The sequence below is a fragment of the Ramlibacter sp. Leaf400 genome, from assembly GCF_001424545.1.
Lineage (GTDB): Bacteria > Pseudomonadota > Gammaproteobacteria > Burkholderiales > Burkholderiaceae_C > Ramlibacter.
This window is the reverse complement of sequence record NZ_LMQL01000009.1, coordinates 118,022-132,771: the sequence shown is the minus strand read 5'-3', so window position 1 is coordinate 132,771 and position 14,750 is coordinate 118,022. Positions and strand designations below refer to the sequence as shown.

15 protein-coding genes are annotated in these 14,750 nt (G+C 70.0%); 9 read left to right on the top strand and 6 right to left on the bottom strand.

The genetic code is table 11. The features are described from left to right. Positions 1 to 16 precede the first annotated feature (16 nt). The 3 genes from ASG30_RS08830 to ASG30_RS08820 all read right to left on the bottom strand — a co-directional run bounded on the left by ASG30_RS08830 (position 17) and on the right by ASG30_RS08820 (position 4,203). Positions 17 to 1,513, bottom strand: coding sequence for a hybrid sensor histidine kinase/response regulator (locus ASG30_RS08830; protein ID WP_082521981.1), 1,497 nt, complete (start codon positions 1,511 to 1,513; stop codon positions 17 to 19). Next, positions 1,513 to 3,000 carry an ATPase domain-containing protein gene (locus tag ASG30_RS08825; protein WP_055895045.1) on the bottom strand — a complete coding sequence of 496 codons (1,488 nt, stop codon included), beginning with the start codon at positions 2,998 to 3,000 and terminating at the stop codon, positions 1,513 to 1,515. The genes ASG30_RS08830 and ASG30_RS08825 overlap by 1 nt, the downstream gene beginning before the upstream one ends. A gap of 66 nt (positions 3,001 to 3,066) precedes the next feature. Then, on the bottom strand, positions 3,067 to 4,203 hold the full coding sequence (locus ASG30_RS08820; RefSeq protein ID WP_055895043.1) for a hypothetical protein: 1,137 nt from the start codon (positions 4,201 to 4,203) through the stop codon (positions 3,067 to 3,069). An 80-nt stretch (positions 4,204 to 4,283) separates the two neighbouring features. On the opposite strand from ASG30_RS08820, the gene ASG30_RS08815 reads away from it, so the two are divergent. The 3 genes from ASG30_RS08815 (at position 4,284) to ASG30_RS08805 (ending at position 6,648) form a co-directional block, all read left to right on the top strand. After that, a complete protein-coding gene (locus ASG30_RS08815) occupies positions 4,284 to 5,177 on the top strand; it encodes a YihY/virulence factor BrkB family protein (RefSeq protein WP_055895042.1) in 894 nt (297 codons plus the stop codon). Positions 5,178 to 5,305: 128 nt separating this feature from the next. After that, the gene (locus tag ASG30_RS08810) at positions 5,306 to 5,941 is read left to right on the top strand and encodes a hypothetical protein (protein WP_055895040.1); all 636 of its coding nucleotides are present in this window, start codon (positions 5,306 to 5,308) and stop codon (positions 5,939 to 5,941) included. Beyond that, on the top strand, positions 5,938 to 6,648 hold the full coding sequence (locus ASG30_RS08805; RefSeq protein WP_055895038.1) for a DnaJ domain-containing protein: 711 nt from the start codon (positions 5,938 to 5,940) through the stop codon (positions 6,646 to 6,648). The genes ASG30_RS08810 and ASG30_RS08805 overlap by 4 nt, the downstream gene beginning before the upstream one ends. A gap of 38 nt (positions 6,649 to 6,686) precedes the next feature. Here the strand turns inward: ASG30_RS08805 and ASG30_RS08800 are convergent, their stop codons facing one another. Further along, complete coding sequence (locus tag ASG30_RS08800; RefSeq protein ID WP_055895036.1) at positions 6,687 to 7,103, bottom strand: hypothetical protein; 417 nt, start codon at positions 7,101 to 7,103, stop codon at positions 6,687 to 6,689. A 125-nt stretch (positions 7,104 to 7,228) separates the two neighbouring features. Between ASG30_RS08800 and ASG30_RS08795 the strand changes: the two genes are divergently transcribed. From ASG30_RS08795 to ASG30_RS08785, 3 genes are all read left to right on the top strand, one after another. Further along, positions 7,229 to 7,471 (top strand): hypothetical protein, encoded by a 243-nt coding sequence (locus ASG30_RS08795; RefSeq protein WP_156385465.1) that lies wholly within the window; start codon positions 7,229 to 7,231, stop codon positions 7,469 to 7,471. Positions 7,472 to 7,943: 472 nt separating this feature from the next. Continuing rightward, the gene (locus ASG30_RS08790; RefSeq protein WP_082521978.1) at positions 7,944 to 9,608 is read left to right on the top strand and encodes a multicopper oxidase family protein; all 1,665 of its coding nucleotides are present in this window, start codon (positions 7,944 to 7,946) and stop codon (positions 9,606 to 9,608) included. Further along, positions 9,592 to 10,320 (top strand): SCO family protein, encoded by a 729-nt coding sequence (locus ASG30_RS08785; protein ID WP_082521977.1) that lies wholly within the window; start codon positions 9,592 to 9,594, stop codon positions 10,318 to 10,320. Before ASG30_RS08790 ends, ASG30_RS08785 begins: the two co-directional genes overlap by 17 nt. A 46-nt stretch (positions 10,321 to 10,366) precedes the next feature. On the opposite strand, the gene ASG30_RS08780 is transcribed toward ASG30_RS08785, so the two are convergent. Next, on the bottom strand, positions 10,367 to 10,594 hold the full coding sequence (locus ASG30_RS08780; protein WP_055895029.1) for a hypothetical protein: 228 nt from the start codon (positions 10,592 to 10,594) through the stop codon (positions 10,367 to 10,369). A gap of 191 nt (positions 10,595 to 10,785) precedes the next feature. Between ASG30_RS08780 and ASG30_RS08775 the strand changes: the two genes are divergently transcribed. From ASG30_RS08775 to ASG30_RS08765, 3 genes are read left to right on the top strand one after another with little or no spacing between them, the layout of a single operon-like run. Continuing rightward, entirely contained in the window at positions 10,786 to 11,769 is a 984-nt protein-coding gene (locus ASG30_RS08775; RefSeq protein ID WP_055895027.1) for a Bug family tripartite tricarboxylate transporter substrate binding protein, read from the top strand. A gap of 7 nt (positions 11,770 to 11,776) precedes the next feature. After that, complete coding sequence (locus tag ASG30_RS08770) at positions 11,777 to 12,256, top strand: tripartite tricarboxylate transporter TctB family protein (RefSeq protein WP_055895024.1); 480 nt, start codon at positions 11,777 to 11,779, stop codon at positions 12,254 to 12,256. 9 nt (positions 12,257 to 12,265) lie between these two features. Next, the gene (locus ASG30_RS08765) at positions 12,266 to 13,762 is read left to right on the top strand and encodes a tripartite tricarboxylate transporter permease (RefSeq protein ID WP_055895022.1); all 1,497 of its coding nucleotides are present in this window, start codon (positions 12,266 to 12,268) and stop codon (positions 13,760 to 13,762) included. A gap of 54 nt (positions 13,763 to 13,816) precedes the next feature. Here ASG30_RS08765 and ASG30_RS08760 read toward each other — a convergent pair whose 3' ends face one another. Then, positions 13,817 to 14,734, bottom strand: coding sequence for a LysR family transcriptional regulator (locus ASG30_RS08760; RefSeq protein ID WP_055895021.1), 918 nt, complete (start codon positions 14,732 to 14,734; stop codon positions 13,817 to 13,819). Positions 14,735 to 14,750 lie beyond the last annotated feature (16 nt).

Genomic DNA, 14,750 nt, shown 5'->3' with positions numbered 1-14,750 from the left:
AGCCGCGCCGCTGCGCTCAGTCGCAGCGGATCGTGTGCAGGCAGCCGATCAGGTCCTCGATGTCCAGCGGCTTGACGAAGTGGTAGTCGAAGCCTGCTTCCAGGGCGCGCGCCTTGTCCGCGTACTGGCCCCAGCCGGTCAGGGCGATGAGCGTCGGCGCGTCGTCGGGCATCGCGGCCCGGATGGCCCGCGCGGCGTCATAGCCGTTCATCACCGGCATGCCGATGTCCATGACGACGGCCTCCGGCCGGTGCTGCTGGACGACCGCCACCGCTTGCGCGCCGTCGTGGACGACCTCCACCGAAGCGCCTTGCAGCGTGAGCAGGGCGCCCAGGGTGCTGGCCGCATCCACGTTGTCGTCCACCACCAGGATGCTGCGATGGAGATGGCCGCCGCTCGGACGCGGGTTGGCCTCCTGCTCGCCCGTCGCGTTCACCACGACGGGGACGCTGAGCACGAACTCGCTCCCGTGGCCCGGCCCGTCGCTGCGGGCCGTGATCGTGCCGCCGTGCAGCTGGGCGAAGGCGCGGGTGAGGTGCAGGCCCAGCCCCAGTCCCGACGTCGGCTCGCCCACGGTGCGCGACTGCGAGAAGATGTTGAAGATCCGGCCGAGGAACTCCGGCTCCAGGCCCTTGCCGCTGTCCCGCACCACGAACTCGACCCACGGCGGCGCCACGTTCACCGACAGGCTGATGTCGCCCGAGGGCGGCGTGAACTTGGCGGCGTTCACCAGCAGGTTGGCGACGCACTGCACCAGGCGCACGTGGTCGGCGTACAGGTCCACCGGGCCTTGCAGCGGATGCACCGTGAGCCGGTGCGCCTTCGCCGTGATGCCCTCCTGCGCGATCTCGGTCGCGTGCTGGACGATCTTCTCGACGCTGGTCACCGAGCGCTGCAACTCCAGCTTGCCGTTGGTGATGCGCGCGATGTCCAGCAGGTCGTCCACCAGGCGCTTGAGGTGGCTGACCTGGCGCTCGACGATGCCGGTGAGCTTTTCGGTCTGCGGGGAAGGGTGCTGGCGCTGCAGGATGGCCATCGCGTTGCTGATCGGCGCAAGCGGATTGCGCAGCTCGTGCGCCAGCGCGGCCAGGAATTCGTCCTTGCGCCGGCTGAGGGCGCGCATCTCGTACTGGCGATCGCGCGCACGCAGGGCCGAACGGGCGGCGCTGACCAGGGCCATGGTGCGCACCGGGCGCTCCAGCAGCGTGACGTTGCCCAGCTTCTCGATCGCGCGCTGCGCCACCAGGGAGTCGGCCCCGTGCTTGGCCAGCAGCAGGATCGGCAGGTCGGACCACGCGGGCTGCTGCTCCAGGTACTCCGAGACCACGGCCATCGTCGCGGGGCTCAGGACTTCCTCGCCCAGCATGAGCGAACCGGCCCCGAGCTGCAGTTGCTCCGCCAGCTTCGCGGGGGTGTCGCAGTGGCTCACCTCGAGGGCCGCCGTGCGGAAGACTTTCTCGACGAGCAGGGCATCCCGGCCAGGCGGGCCGTACACGAGGACGCGACGTTCCATCAGGACTTGGCGTCCGGGACGGCGCCGGAAAGCGGCAGGGGAATGCCCGTCAGCAGCCCGCGGTAGCCGCGCAGGATCTCGCCCACCTCGATGCCCCCGGCGGACATCGAGAACTCGCGGATGGTGCGTTCATGGACGCTGCCGCGCTTCTTGAAGACCGACACCGCCTGGCGGATCTCGCCGTTGTCCTCGAAGTAGCGCAGCATCAGCACGTTGTCGGCGATGTAGCTCGCGTCCATCGCGGAGGACATCTGCCCGCCCAGCATCCCCTGCTGCACGGCGACCAGCACCGTCAGCACCTGGTGCTGGCCCAGGTAGGTCAGCAGCTCGTGCAGGTGCGTGGTCAGGAAGCGCTCGTCGGGCACGGCATTGAGGAAGCCGTTGAGGCTGTCGATCACCACCACCTTGGTGCCCGCTTCCACCGACTTGCACACGGCCGCGGAGAACTGCCCCGGCGAGAGTTCGGCGGGATCCACCTGCTGGACACTGAGGGCGCCCGAGTCCATCGCCTCGCGGATGCGCAGGTTCATTCCGTCGCTGCGGTGGAGCATGTTGCTGGCCGATTCCTCGAACAGGAACATGGCGGCGCGTTCGCCGCGGTCGATGGCGGCCGCCACGAACTGCGAGGCGAGCGAGGACTTGCCCGTGCCCGGGGGGCCGACGATGAGGGTGCTGGTGCCTTGCTCGATGCCGCCCCCGAGCAGCAGGTCGAGCTTGGGCAGGCCGGTGCTCATCTGCCGGCGGTCGGTGATGCCGCGCGACTTCGCCGCGACCAGGCGAGGGTGGACGGACAACCCGCCCCGCACCAGGTTGTAGTCGTGCATGCCGCCCAGGAAGCTGCGGCCGCGGAACTTCACGATGCGGATGCGCCTGCGCTCCGCGCCGTAGTCCTTCACCAGGTGATCGAGCTGGATGACACCGTGGGCGATGCTTCGCACCTGCAGGTCGCCCGAGGCCGAAGCCGTGCGGTCGTCCAGCAGCAGCACGGTGCACTGGCGATTGGAGAAGAACTGCTTGAGCGCCAGCACCTGGCGCCGGTAGCGCAGCGGCGAATCGGCCAGCAGCTGCAACTCGGACAGCGAGTCCAGCACGATGCGGCTGGGCTTGAGTTCCTCCACGATGCTCAGGATCAGCTTGAGCGTGCTGGCCATCTCCACCTCGGACGGGTGGAAGGTGGTGTACTGCTGCTCGGCGGCCAGCAGGTCTTCGGTCGGCAGCACCTCGTGGATGTGGATGCCCTCCACGCCGATGCCGTGCGACAGCGCGACGGCGGTGAGCTCCTCACGGTTCTCGGCCAGGGTGATGTAGACCACCGTTTCGCCGCGAAGCACGCCTTCGTTGAGGAACTGCAGGCCGGTGGTGGTCTTGCCCGTGCCGGGCTCACCCTCGACCAGGTAGATGCGATGCGGCGTGAGGCCACCGCCAAGGATCACGTCCAGCCCTGGGATGCCGGTGGAAAGGAGTGCGGCTGGGCCGGCAGGGTTCATTGGTGTCTTTCAAGAACCCGCGCACGCGTGCTTGGGCCGTCACACTTGCAGCCCTTCAGGTCTTCCTCATGCTAACAGCCCGGTCGTTGTAGAGCTCGAAGGGGAGGGGGGCTGCGCACCCACGAGGAGACGCACGCCGGCGGCCTTCATCTGCGTGAGATCGAATGAAAAGCGCAGTTGCGCGCCCTCGACGGAAAGCCGCAGCGCGAGCGCACCCGCCACCTGGTCGCACCCGATCCGCAGGTCCCCCGGGCCCAGGACCGCGTTGCGCACCGACAGTGACGCCAACTCGACGGTGAGCCCCCGCCCCACGGCTTGCGAGTGGAGGCGAACCGCGTTGTCGCCATGGGCCCGGCCCACGAAGTCGGCCTGCACGCCAGGCGCCGCGAACCTTCCGTCGCTGAGTTGCAGGTCGCCCGACACCGCGGTGCGGTCGAACAGCAGGCGCGCCTGCTCGGTGACGCCCTGGGCCTGTCCGCCCAGGGGCTGGCGCAGCAGCCATTCACCGAAGGGCTGCAGCTGCAGGCTGCCGCGGTCCGTGACCCACGGTCCCAGCAAGGCGCCGCTCTGCTCGTACTCCACGCCCGCGACCGGCGGCACCGAGAACTGGTAGAGGTAGCTGCGCCCGTTGGGCGCATCGACATAGAGCCCGAGGCGGCTCGCCCCCATGCGCGAATCCGGTCCCACGTGCTCGACGGTGGCGTCCTTGAAGTCGATGCGCCCCTGGCGGACCGGCACCGTCACGTCCGCATCGAACAGCAGGTGCGCATCGACGATCTCCGCGCGGATCGTGCCGTCCGCGGCAGCGAGCGGGCCGAGCGACCAGGACGCGGCGGCCGCAGGGCCTGTCGCGTTGCCGCCCCCCGGGTACGGCGGGAGGATCAGCGGACCCGCCAGCTTCACACCCGAGCATTCGGCGCCGGCCGCCTCCAGCATGGACAGGCGCGGCCGGCCCCCTTCGAAGCGCACCAGCGCGACCAGTTCGTCCAAGGCCAGCTGGCCGACCTCCAGCACGAGCGGCCCCGAGGCCACGCGCAGCGAAGCCGCCTCCAGCCTTCGGATCCTGACCTCGAGGGCGCCGTCGTCCCGGGGGGCCGACGTGAGGCCCTCGAGCGCGACCCGATTGCCCGGGTCCTGGCCGGCGGACCCCAGCGTCGAACCCAGGAGTGCGTCGATGATCGAAACTGCGAATGCGGTGGCCATGGAAAGATGTTGGCAGCAAATCCACCGCACGACCCCGAAAACGAAAGGCTCTCACGCTTCATGACAAGGAATCCGCGCCCATGAACCGACTTCGCGAAGGCTGGCGCCGTGTGCGGAACGCCGCGCTGGCCACGCCAGTCCTGGGCGTGACGCTGCTGGCCATCCGCAACTACGTCCTGCACCAGAGTGCCAACCAGGCCGGCAGTCTGGCGTTCTCCTGGGTGCTGGCCATGTTCCCGCTGCTGATCCTGGTGTCCGCATCCGCCGCCTATGTGGGGCAGCCGGGCGACGCGGCGGCCCTGGTCGACCGCGTCATGGGCTATGCGCCGCAGGTGGTGCGGGACGCGATGCAGCCGGTCATCGAGCAGGTGCTGGCCCGGCGCAACCAGGCGTTGCTGGCCATCGGCGTGCTGGCGACGCTGTGGACCGCGTCGTCGGGCATGCAGGCCATCCGCTCGGCGCTGAACCGCGCCTACGGCCTCGAGCGGGGGCTTTCGTTCTGGAGGGCCCGCCTCAAGGTCACGCTGTTCACGGTCGTCGTCGGGGCGGGGGTGCTGGCGGCCTTCAGCTCGGTGGTCGTCATGCCGTACGTGTGGCAACTGCTGGAGGCGAGTGCAGACACGCAGCGCGATGCCATCTGGCTCCACAACGGCGTGCGCTACGGCTCGGCCTTCCTGGTGCTGGTCGGGCTGTACGCCTTGATGTACGGCTGGCTGCCCGACATCCGCCAGCGGCTCTATACCGTGCTGCCAGGCGCGTTCGTCGGTGCCGCACTGTGGGTGGCAGCCGCCGCCACGCTGTCGTACACCCTGCGCACGGCCGGAAAGCTGGCGCTGCTCTATGGCAGCTTCGCGGGCGTGGTCGCCACGCTGGTGTTCATGTACATCAGCGCCACGACCCTGATCTTCGGCGCCGAGATCAACGGGGTCCTGCGGGAGAAGTCGGCACCGCCGGGGAAGGCGCCGCACGGATAGAAGCGAGCACGCCACCACCGCGTGTCGCTTTCTCGCGTCGGCCTGCGGGCCGGCCGGGGGCCGCGATTGCCAAACACCACCGTCGGCTGACATGATCAAAGTAATAAGAAGCCAGAGGAGTCGGGACGGTGTCCACCATTTCGCGTACGTCGCACAAGGGCGGCGCCTTGCCGCTCGTGCTGGGCCTGGCGCTGTCCGCCTGGGCGCTCCCGTCCTGGTCGCAGCAGATGTACCGGTGCGGCGGGACCTACCAGGACCGTCCCTGCGAGGACCAGGTGATCCAGAAGCGCTACGCGTCCGGCCGCTTCGACGTGGACCAGGTCAACCAGGGCACCGACAAGGACTGCGCGCGCTCGGCGGCCGACCTGATGCCCTACTGGACGCGCCTGCACGGCGGCGAGAGCATGGAAGCGATCCTGGCCGACCATGAGCGCAAGCGCGTGGGCGTGGCGGAGAAGAGCCGCCTGCGCGACCAGCTGATCACCCTCAAGAACGTCCAGGGACCGCCCCTCCAGGCGCGCGGCCGGCTCGAAGGCCTGTGCATGGCCGAGAAGCAGAAGAAGGGCGTGCCGACGGAACGCGAGCTCGAGCAGACCCGCGTGGCCGCGCAGTCGCGGGTGCACGTGCCGGCCCAGACGCCGGACTACCACCGCGAGCGCAGGGAGCGCTTCCTGTACGAACAGTCGCTCGAGCGCCAGCGGCGGGCCGCCGATCGTGCGGCGGCGGTGGCGGCGGCGCGGCGCGCGGAAGCGGCGGCGCGATGAAGTCCGCCTACGTCACGCTCGGCGTGCCGGCCAACGCCTCGGCCGAGGAGATCGAGCAGGCTTTCCAGCGCGCCCGCACCTTCTACACGCCGCAGCGGCTGGCGGAATCCGAGAGCGCGCGCGAGCGCCTGGACCAGGCGACCACCGCATACGAGATCCTGCGCAAGCCCGACCTGCGCGCGGCGCACGACCGCAAGCTGGCGCAGGCGCGCCCCCGCACCACCTACGTGCCTCCGCCCCCGGCCGACGAGCCGTCGGCGGCCGCCCGGCTCCTGCGGGCCGGCCTGGTGGTCGTCGTCCTGCTGTTCGTCGCGGGCGGGTTCCTCTCCTGGCGCAATGCCGAACAGCGGGCGGCCAGCGAGCGGGCCCAGAAGATCGCGGCCGAGACGCAGGCCCGGGAAGAAAAGGAGCGCCAGGAAGCGGAAGCGAAAGCCGCCGAGCAAAGGCGCATCCGCGACGCGCAGGCCGAAGCCGCCGAGCGCAACCTCCAGGCGACCAGCGCCGCCATCTCGGCGCAGCAACGCTGGCACAACGAGCGGACGGAGGAATCGGCCGCGCGCCAGCGGCGGCAGGAGGAACTCGCCCGCGAAGCCCGCGTGGCGACGGCCGAGCGCCGCCAGCAGGTCGAGGCGCAGCAGCGCATCGAAGCGGACAAGCGCCGCATCCGCGACCTGTGCTGGCAGAACTACGGCCGGCCGACCTGCTGACCCGCAGACGCAGGCGGGGTCCGCCTGGCGCCTGATGCTCAGAGAACGACCGGAAGGCTGGCGCAGATCACGACCAGCTGCGCGACGTTCAGGACCATGCCCAGCACGTGCAGGCGGCGGAACCGGCGGATGCCCGCCGCGTCGTGCGCCGTCATCGTCGTCCGCAGGCGGTCCATGCGGCTCAGGATGCCGCGCCGGCTCCAGAAGGCGATGGCGCCCACCGCCGCCATCACCGCCGTGGTGGCCGGGCGATGGGCCAGGGCGTGGGCCAGCGTTCCGGCCGCGGCGGCGACCATCACGGCCTTGTAGTACACGTCGAACAGGCCGCGGATGAAGCGCGCGTCCATCGGCGTGTCGTGCTTCAGGATCATCAGCGGCAGCGAGCCCAGCATGAAGAAGCCCATCCACACCAGCAGGAGGACGAGGGTGGCGAAGGGCGCGATGGTGGTGAGCATGGGCGGCAGGAGCCGCCGTATTCTGCCGCGCCGTCCTTGGCAGGCGCACGGTTGTCGACGGGCTTCGCCTATCCCTGAAATCCCCTACTTGCGTGGCCTCGGGTGCCCTGCCGTATGCTGGGGCCATGGTTTCCAGTCATCTGAGGCTCCTTGCCACCGTCGCCGCCGCCGCTGCCGTCGCCTGGGCCGCGTACGAGGGCCGCGCCATGCTGCTGGCCGGCGCCCTGCTGGCGCTGCTCTGCGGAGGCCTCTTCCTGTGGATGAAGGCGGGCAGGGGTCGGGACGACACCCTGCACGATCCTGCGGTGTCGACGCTCGTCTTCCCGCCGGAATCGAAGTTCCAGCAGTCGGTGCTGCCACCGCGCTGACGCCCGCCCTCGGCCGCGATGCGGCCGGCTCGCCACGGGGCGCCCCGGGTCAACCGGTTTTTTTGCTCCAAGCTTGATCAATCGTGACGGGATGCAAGCCGCCGCCGGCACCCGGTGCGGCGTTCATCGCGGTGCCGCCACGGCCCGCGAGGCGGGCCCGATGCGGCCTTGCGGAACGATCCGCCATGGATCGGCAGGCCCCGCCCTGGCGTCGCCGCCACCGTGACTCGCCCGCGGGCCTCCAGGCGCGGCTCAGCGCTGGCCCGCCGCCCCTCCCCAGAACTTGCTGTCGGGGCCCCTGTCGCCGCGATGCGCAACCACCTAAATTGAATCGACGACGCGCCGCACCTTGAGCCTCGAAGCAAGGGGCGGTCTTGCATCCGGGGTGCCGCGCAGCGGAGGTGGTATGAGCGATCGAAACGATTCAAGTCCTGGAACCGGTGCCGGGGGGCCCCGCAGCGGCACACGGCGCATGCTGCTCAAGACGGTCGGTGCGTCGGCGGCCGCGGGTCTCGTGGCGGCGCCGCAGCGGGCCGGCGGACAAACCGCGCTTCCGCCGCCGCGCCCGCCCAGCCCGCCCACCACGCCCTGGGTGGAGGAGCTGCCGATCCAGCAGCCGATCCAGCCGCAATCGTCGCTCAGCCCGGTGGGCGCTGCCATCGCCGACGCCACCGAATGCGGCCGCGCCGACCACCAGGCCTGGACCCGATTTCCGCCGCAGCTGCTGTACCGCGTCGACGTCAAGGTGGGCTCGCACCGGTTCCATCAGGAGTTGCCGACGCAGGAGGTGTGGGGCTATGAAGGGCAGGTGCCCGGCCCGCTGTTCCACGCCCGCTACGGCAAGCCGATCCTGGTGCGCTTCCGCAACCAGTTGCCCAACGCCCTGCAGGGCTACGGCTCGCCCGACATCTCGGTGCACCTGCACAACCTGCACACGCCTTCGGAGAGCGACGGCTACCCGGTCGACTGGTTCAGCAAGACCGCATACGGCTCGACGCTGACCCGGCCGGGCGAGTACAAGGACCACCACTACCCGATGGTGTACGCCGGCGTGGACCAGTACGGCGGCATCGGCGATCCGCGCGAGGCCCTGGGCACGATGTGGTACCACGACCACCGCGCCGACTTCACCGCGCCCAACGTCTACCGCGGCATGGCCGGCTTCTTCCTGGCCTTCGACGACCTCGATTCGGGCAACGAGAACGACCCCAACACCAATGCCCTGCGGCTGCCCAGCGGCGAGTTCGACGTGCCCCTGATGCTGGCCGACCGGCACTTCGACACCGGTGGCTACCTGATGTTCGACCAGTTCAACCAGGACGGCTTCATCGGCGACAAGTTCCTGGTCAACGGCAAGATCCAGCCGGTGTTCCACGTCGCGCCGCGCAAGTACCGCCTGCGGCTGCTGGCGGCGGGCACGGCGCGCGTGTGGGACCTGCAGCTGCGGCGCCAGAACCTGGTCCAGAGCTTCATCCAGATCTCCAGCGACGGCAACCTGTTCGCGGCCCCGATCCTGCGCAGCAACGTCACGCTGGGGGCGGCCGAACGCGCCGACATCGTGGTGGACTTCTCCAAGTTCCCGGTGGGCTCTGAGCTGTTCCTGACCAACCGCCTCAAGCACGTGGACGGCCGGCGGCCGGAGCCGGATTTCCTCACGACGCCGGTGCAGGTGCTCAAGTTCGTGGTGGACCGGGCCCTGCCCGGTCCGGACAACAGCCGGGTCCTGGGCCGCCTGCGCGAGCAGCCGCCGATCAACATGTCCGAGGTGGTGGCCACGCGCAACTTCAACTTCGGCCGCTCCAGCAGCGGCTGGACCATCAACGACAGGCTGTTCAACAACCGGCCCATCGTCAGCCCGAAGATGGGCACCGCGGAGATCTGGAACCTGCGCAACACCAGCGGCGGCTGGGCGCATCCGGTGCACATCCACTTCGAGGAGGGCCGGATCCTGCAGCGCAACGGCGTCGCGCCGCCCGCGTGGGAACGCGGGCGCAAGGACATCTTCTACCTCGGTCCCAACGAGAACGTGCAGGTGTTCCTGCGCTTTCGCGACTTCCCCGGCAAGTACCTCATGCACTGCCACAACACCATCCACGAAGACCACGCAATGATGGGTCGCTATGACATCCTCCCCTGATCCCCGAGACGAAGCCGGCGCGGCCCAGAAAGCCGTGCCGCCTCCTGGCCGGCGCGACTGGCTCACCGCCTGCGCCGGCGGCCTGGCCGCCACGGGCGGCGTGGGCCTGGCCTTCCTGCTCGATGCCGCGCCGGGTGCACCCTCGGCCATGGGGCGGGTTCCTGCGAGCAGCGCCGCCACCGGCCGCTTCCCCGACCTGCCCCTGGTGACGCACGAGGGACGGCAGGTGCGGTTCTATTCCGACCTGGTGCGCGGCCGCACCGTGTTCGTCAGCATGATGTACGCGCAGTGCAACGAGCGCTGTCCGCCCATGACGCAGAAGCTGCGGGAGGTGCAGGAAGCGCTGGGCGACCGCGTCGGGCGCGACGTGTTCATGTACTCGATCTCGCTGCAGCCCGAGTACGACCGGCCGGCGGACCTGAAGGCCTACCGTTCGCTGCACCGCGTCGGCCCCGGCTGGACCTTCCTGACCGGCGAGAAGGCGGACGTGGAGCGGCTGCGTTTTGCGCTGGGCTTCTACGACGTGGACCCGCGCATCGACGCCGACATCGGCCAGCACATCGGCATGGTGCGCATCGGCAACGACGCCCTGGACCGCTGGAGCATGGCGCCGATCCTGACCGACACGCACCTGATCCTGGAAACCTTCCTGGGGGTGGACCCGGTCAGCCGCGCGCGCGGACGCACCTGGGCCGTGCCCGCGGAAGGCTGAATCCGAAAGAGAACCGTCGCAGCGCCTGCGACCGGCCAGGAGCCGCTTACGGCTCCTCGCGGTCCGGGATCGCCAGGTCGGCGGCGCCGATCGCCTTGCCGGTCAACCGGACGGTGCCGATGGCGGCGTCGGCGGCCAGGCCGGTGGCCGAGATCGCGAGGCTGGCCGCGGTGTCCACCGCCGTCACGACGGCGCAGCCGCCCAGCGGCACGGCGCAGGCGGCGAGAAGAAGGGCGCGGGCGGCGCGGCGGGGGGCGTGGAGGATCAAGGGCATCGATGGGGTGGAAGCCCGCGGATTCTAGGGATGGGCTGTAACCCGGCTGTAGCGACGCGGTAAGCAACTGTGCCGTTCGCGCGCGGGCCGCAGGCCGGCCCGGGTCGCCGCTATGGTTCACCCTGATTCCCCCCGGTCGGGATGGCTCTAGATTCAGGACCTTCGTCAGGTCGACGACAGAAGGAGCCTCCATGACCGCCAGCAGGATTCGCCGCGCCCTTGTCTCCGCCGCCGTCATCGGCCTGGGATTCGCATGGACCGCGCCGGCTTTCGCCCAGGCCTATCCGAGCCGGCCGGTGACGCTCATCGTGCCCTGGGGCGCGGGCGGAGGCACCGACGCCACGGCCCGCATCATCGGATCGCTGCTGGAAAAGGAACTCGGCCAGCCCGTCAACGTCGTCAACCGCACCGGCGGCAGCGGCGTGGTCGGGCACGCGGCCATCGCGTCGGCCCCGCCCGACGGCTACACCATCGGCATGGCGACGGTGGAGATCGGCATGATGCATTGGCAGGGCCTGACCGAGCTCTCCGGCGCGTCGTACACGCCCATCGGCCTGGTGAACGCCGACCCCGCCGGGGTGCAGGTGCGCGCGGATGCGCCATACAAGACCATCCAGGACCTGCTGGCGGCCGTGAAGGCCAACCCCGGGAAATTCAAGGCCTCCGGCACCGGCCAGGGCGGCATCTGGCACCTGGCGCTGGCGGGGCTGCTGCGTGACCAGAAGATCGACCCGGCCGCGGTGCCCTGGGTGCCCAGCAACGGCGCGGCGCCCGGCCTGCAGGACATGGTGGCCGGCGGCATCGAGATCGCCCCGGTGTCGCTGCCGGAAGCCCGTTCGCTGATCGATGCCGGCAAGGTCAGGAGCCTGGCCATCATGAGCGAGAAGCCCGCGTCGCTGTACCCCAACGTGCCCACCGTCAAATCGGCGCTGGGCAGCAACTGGACCATGGCCGCGTGGCGCGGCATCGTCGCGCCCAAGGGCCTCCCCAAGGACGTGCAGGACAAGCTGGCCGCCGCCGTCGGCAAGATCGCCGCCAGCAAGGAGTACACCGAGTTCATGGCCAGCCGGGGCTTCGGCGTGATCTACGCGCCCGCCGACGAATTCGGCAAGTTCATGGCCAAGTCGGACGCCGAACTGGGCGCCACGATGAAGGCCGTGGGCCTGGCCAAGTAAGCGGCCGGTGAAACTCAACGACGCCGTCTTCGGCGCGCTGTTCCTCGCGCTGGGCGCGGTGGTGCTCTTCTCGATCCAGGGGTTCCCCAAGATCCCGGGCCAGCCGGTCGGCCCGGCGCTCTTTCCCGGCATCATCGCCGCCGGCCTGTGCGTCGCCGGCGTGGTGCTGCTGGCGCAAGGGTGGCGGCGCCGCCAGTCGAGCGGCGAGCCCTGGTTCGAGTGGGACGAGTGGGTGCGGTCGCCGCGCCACGTGGCCGCGCTGGCGGTGCTGCTCGGCTCGGTGCTGCTCTACATCTTCGGCGTGAATGCGCTGGGCTTCCTGCCGACGGCGACCATCATCCTGGTGGCCCTGTTCAAGGTGCTGCGCGTGCCCACCGGCCGCGCGCTCCTCATCGCCGTCGTCGCCGCGCTGGTGGTGCACTTCGCGTTCTACAAGCTGCTGCGCGTTCCCCTGCCCTGGGGCGTGCTGACGCCCCTGGCCTGGTAGAGGTCCCCCATGTTCCAGGCCGTGGCGCAAGCCTTCGCGATGGTGTTCGAGCCCTACACCATCGCGGTGATGGTGGGGGCCTCGCTCTTCGGGCTGTTCGTCGGCGCCGTCCCCGGCCTCACGGCGACGATGGCCACGGCGCTGCTGGTGCCGGTCACCTTCTTCATGCCGCCCATCCCCGCCATCGCGGCGATGGTGACCGCCACCGCCATGGCGATCTTCGCCGGCGACATCCCCGGCTGCCTGCTGCGCATCCCGGGCACGCCCGCCTCGGCCGCCTACACGGACGAGGCGTACGCCATGACCCGCAAGGGCGAGGCCGAACTCGCGCTCGGCGCCGGCCTGGTGTTCTCCGCCATCGGCGGGCTCTTCGGGACGGTGGTGCTGATCGTCGCGGCGCCCGCGCTGGCCGACTTCGCGCTCAACTTCAGCTCGTTCGAGTATTTCTGGCTGGTGCTGCTGGGCCTCACCTGCGCCGTGTTCATCACCGGCGACCAGCCGCTCAAGGGCCTGGTCACGCTGATGCTCGGCCTGCTGGTGGCCTGCGTGGGCCTGGGCAACCCGGCGGGCTTTCCGCGCTTCACCTTCGGCAACCCGGAGCTGACCGGTGGCATCGGGATGATCCCGATGATGATCGGCATGTTCGCCATCTCCGAGGTGATCCGCTACGTCGTGGACACCAGCCCGCCGGCGCAGCTGGTGGTCGACAAGGTCGGCAACGTGATGCGGGGGCAGTGGAACCTGGCCAGGAAGTACCCGGTGCAGATCCTGCGGGGCAGCACCCTGGGCACGGCGGTGGGCGCGCTGCCCGGCGCCGGCGCGGACATCGCCGCCTGGATGTCCTATGCGATGAGCAAGCGGTTCTCCAAGGAGCCGGAGAAGTTCGGCACCGGCCACCCCGAAGGCATCGTGGAGTCGGGCGCCGCCAACAACAGCGCGCTGGCCGGCGCGTGGATCCCGGCGCTGGTGTTCGGCATCCCCGGCGACTCGATCACGGCCATCGTGATCGGCGTGCTGTACATGAAGAACATGAACCCGGGGCCGACGCTCTTCACGACGAACCCGCAGAACATCTATGCGGTGTTCCTGCTCTTCATCATCGCCAACATCATCATGGTCCCGCTGGGACTGCTGTGCATCAAGGTGGCCAAGCGCATCCTGCGGGTGCCGCGCAACGTGCTGATGCCGCTGATCCTGCTGTTCTGCATCGTGGGGACCTTCGCCATCAACAACACGCCCTTCGACATCGCCGTGATGCTGGTGGCCGGCGTGATCGCCTACCTGCTGGAGGCCAACCGCTTCCCGATCGCACCCGCGATCCTGGGCGTGGTGCTGGGCGGCATGCTGGAGGAGAACTTCATCACTTCGATGATCAAGTCGGACGGCAACCTGACCGCCTTCGTCGGCCGGCCCATCGCCGCCGCACTGGCGGCCCTCACGTTCCTGGTGTGGGTCGGCCTGCCGCTGCTGCGGCTGGTGCGCGGCAGGCGGCAGGTGGCTTTCTGATCCGAGGGGATCGGCCGACGCTGGCCCCGCAGGCGTGCCGCGCGAATCGCGCCCTCACGGCTGCTGCTCGAACACCTGCTCGGTCCCGAAGATCGCTTCCTCCAGGAAGTCGATGACCGTGCGCAGCTTGAGCGACACGGTGCGGCTGGGCGGATAGACGATGTACACCTTGGGGCCCGGCGCGACGTAGTCGGTCAGGATGGGCTTGAGCTGGCCCGCGCCGATCGCCTCCGCGGCGATGAAGTTGCTGATCATGGCGATGCCCATCCCGGCGATGGCCGCCTCCAGCAGCGAGTCGGCGTTGTTCACGTTCAGCCGGCCCGACACGCGCCGCGAGAACGACTGGCCGTCCTTGCTGAAGTCCCAGGGGCGGTAGCCGCCGGTGAGGGGCGACACGTAGCCCAGGCAGTCGTGCCCCTCCAGGTCGTCGGGCGTGCGCGGCTCGCCGTGCCGCGCCAGGTAATCCGGTGAAGCGAGCGCCGTGAAGCGCAGCCGGCAAAGGGTCCGGGCGACCAGCCGCTCGTCGCTCACCTGGCCGATCTGGATGGCGGCGTCGAAGCCCTCGTAGGCCAGGTCGGCCACGCGGTCGATCAGCTCCGCGTCCACCACCAGGCCCGGATGGGTCTGCGTGAGCCGGCGCAGTGCAGGCACCACCACCCTGCGGCCGAAGCCCACCGGCATCTGCAGGCGCAGCCGCCCGTGGGGCGTGCCCCTGGACTGGGTGACCGAGCGCTCCGCCTCCTCGACCGCGGCCAGGATCTGGCGGCAGTGCTCGAAGAAGCCGACGCCATCGCTGGTCAACGTGACCAGGCGGGTGGAGCGGTTGAGCAGCCGGACCCCGAGCTCATGCTCCAGGCGGGACACCGCCTTGCTCACCGCGGAGGAGGTCAGGCCCAGCCGCTGGGCGGCCGCGGTGAAGCTGCGCGCTTCCGCGACCCGGGCGAACACGACGAGGGCGTTGAGGTTGTCCATGGCCCGATTACGGAAT

Coding starts and splice junctions, on each gene's coding strand:
- ASG30_RS08830 (WP_082521981.1), bottom strand. CDS start 1,513: ATGGAACGTCGCGTCCTCGTGTACGGCCCGCCTGGCCGGGATGCCCTG.
- ASG30_RS08825 (WP_055895045.1), bottom strand. CDS start 3,000: ATGAACCCTGCCGGCCCAGCCGCACTCCTTTCCACCGGCATCCCAGGG.
- ASG30_RS08820 (WP_055895043.1), bottom strand. CDS start 4,203: ATGGCCACCGCATTCGCAGTTTCGATCATCGACGCACTCCTGGGTTCG.
- ASG30_RS08815 (WP_055895042.1), top strand. CDS start 4,284: ATGAACCGACTTCGCGAAGGCTGGCGCCGTGTGCGGAACGCCGCGCTG.
- ASG30_RS08805 (WP_055895038.1), top strand. CDS start 5,938: ATGAAGTCCGCCTACGTCACGCTCGGCGTGCCGGCCAACGCCTCGGCC.
- ASG30_RS08800 (WP_055895036.1), bottom strand. CDS start 7,103: ATGCTCACCACCATCGCGCCCTTCGCCACCCTCGTCCTCCTGCTGGTG.
- ASG30_RS08795 (WP_156385465.1), top strand. CDS start 7,229: ATGGTTTCCAGTCATCTGAGGCTCCTTGCCACCGTCGCCGCCGCCGCT.
- ASG30_RS08790 (WP_082521978.1), top strand. CDS start 7,944: ATGCTGCTCAAGACGGTCGGTGCGTCGGCGGCCGCGGGTCTCGTGGCG.
- ASG30_RS08785 (WP_082521977.1), top strand. CDS start 9,592: ATGACATCCTCCCCTGATCCCCGAGACGAAGCCGGCGCGGCCCAGAAA.
- ASG30_RS08780 (WP_055895029.1), bottom strand. CDS start 10,594: ATGCCCTTGATCCTCCACGCCCCCCGCCGCGCCGCCCGCGCCCTTCTT.
- ASG30_RS08775 (WP_055895027.1), top strand. CDS start 10,786: ATGACCGCCAGCAGGATTCGCCGCGCCCTTGTCTCCGCCGCCGTCATC.
- ASG30_RS08765 (WP_055895022.1), top strand. CDS start 12,266: ATGTTCCAGGCCGTGGCGCAAGCCTTCGCGATGGTGTTCGAGCCCTAC.
- ASG30_RS08760 (WP_055895021.1), bottom strand. CDS start 14,734: ATGGACAACCTCAACGCCCTCGTCGTGTTCGCCCGGGTCGCGGAAGCG.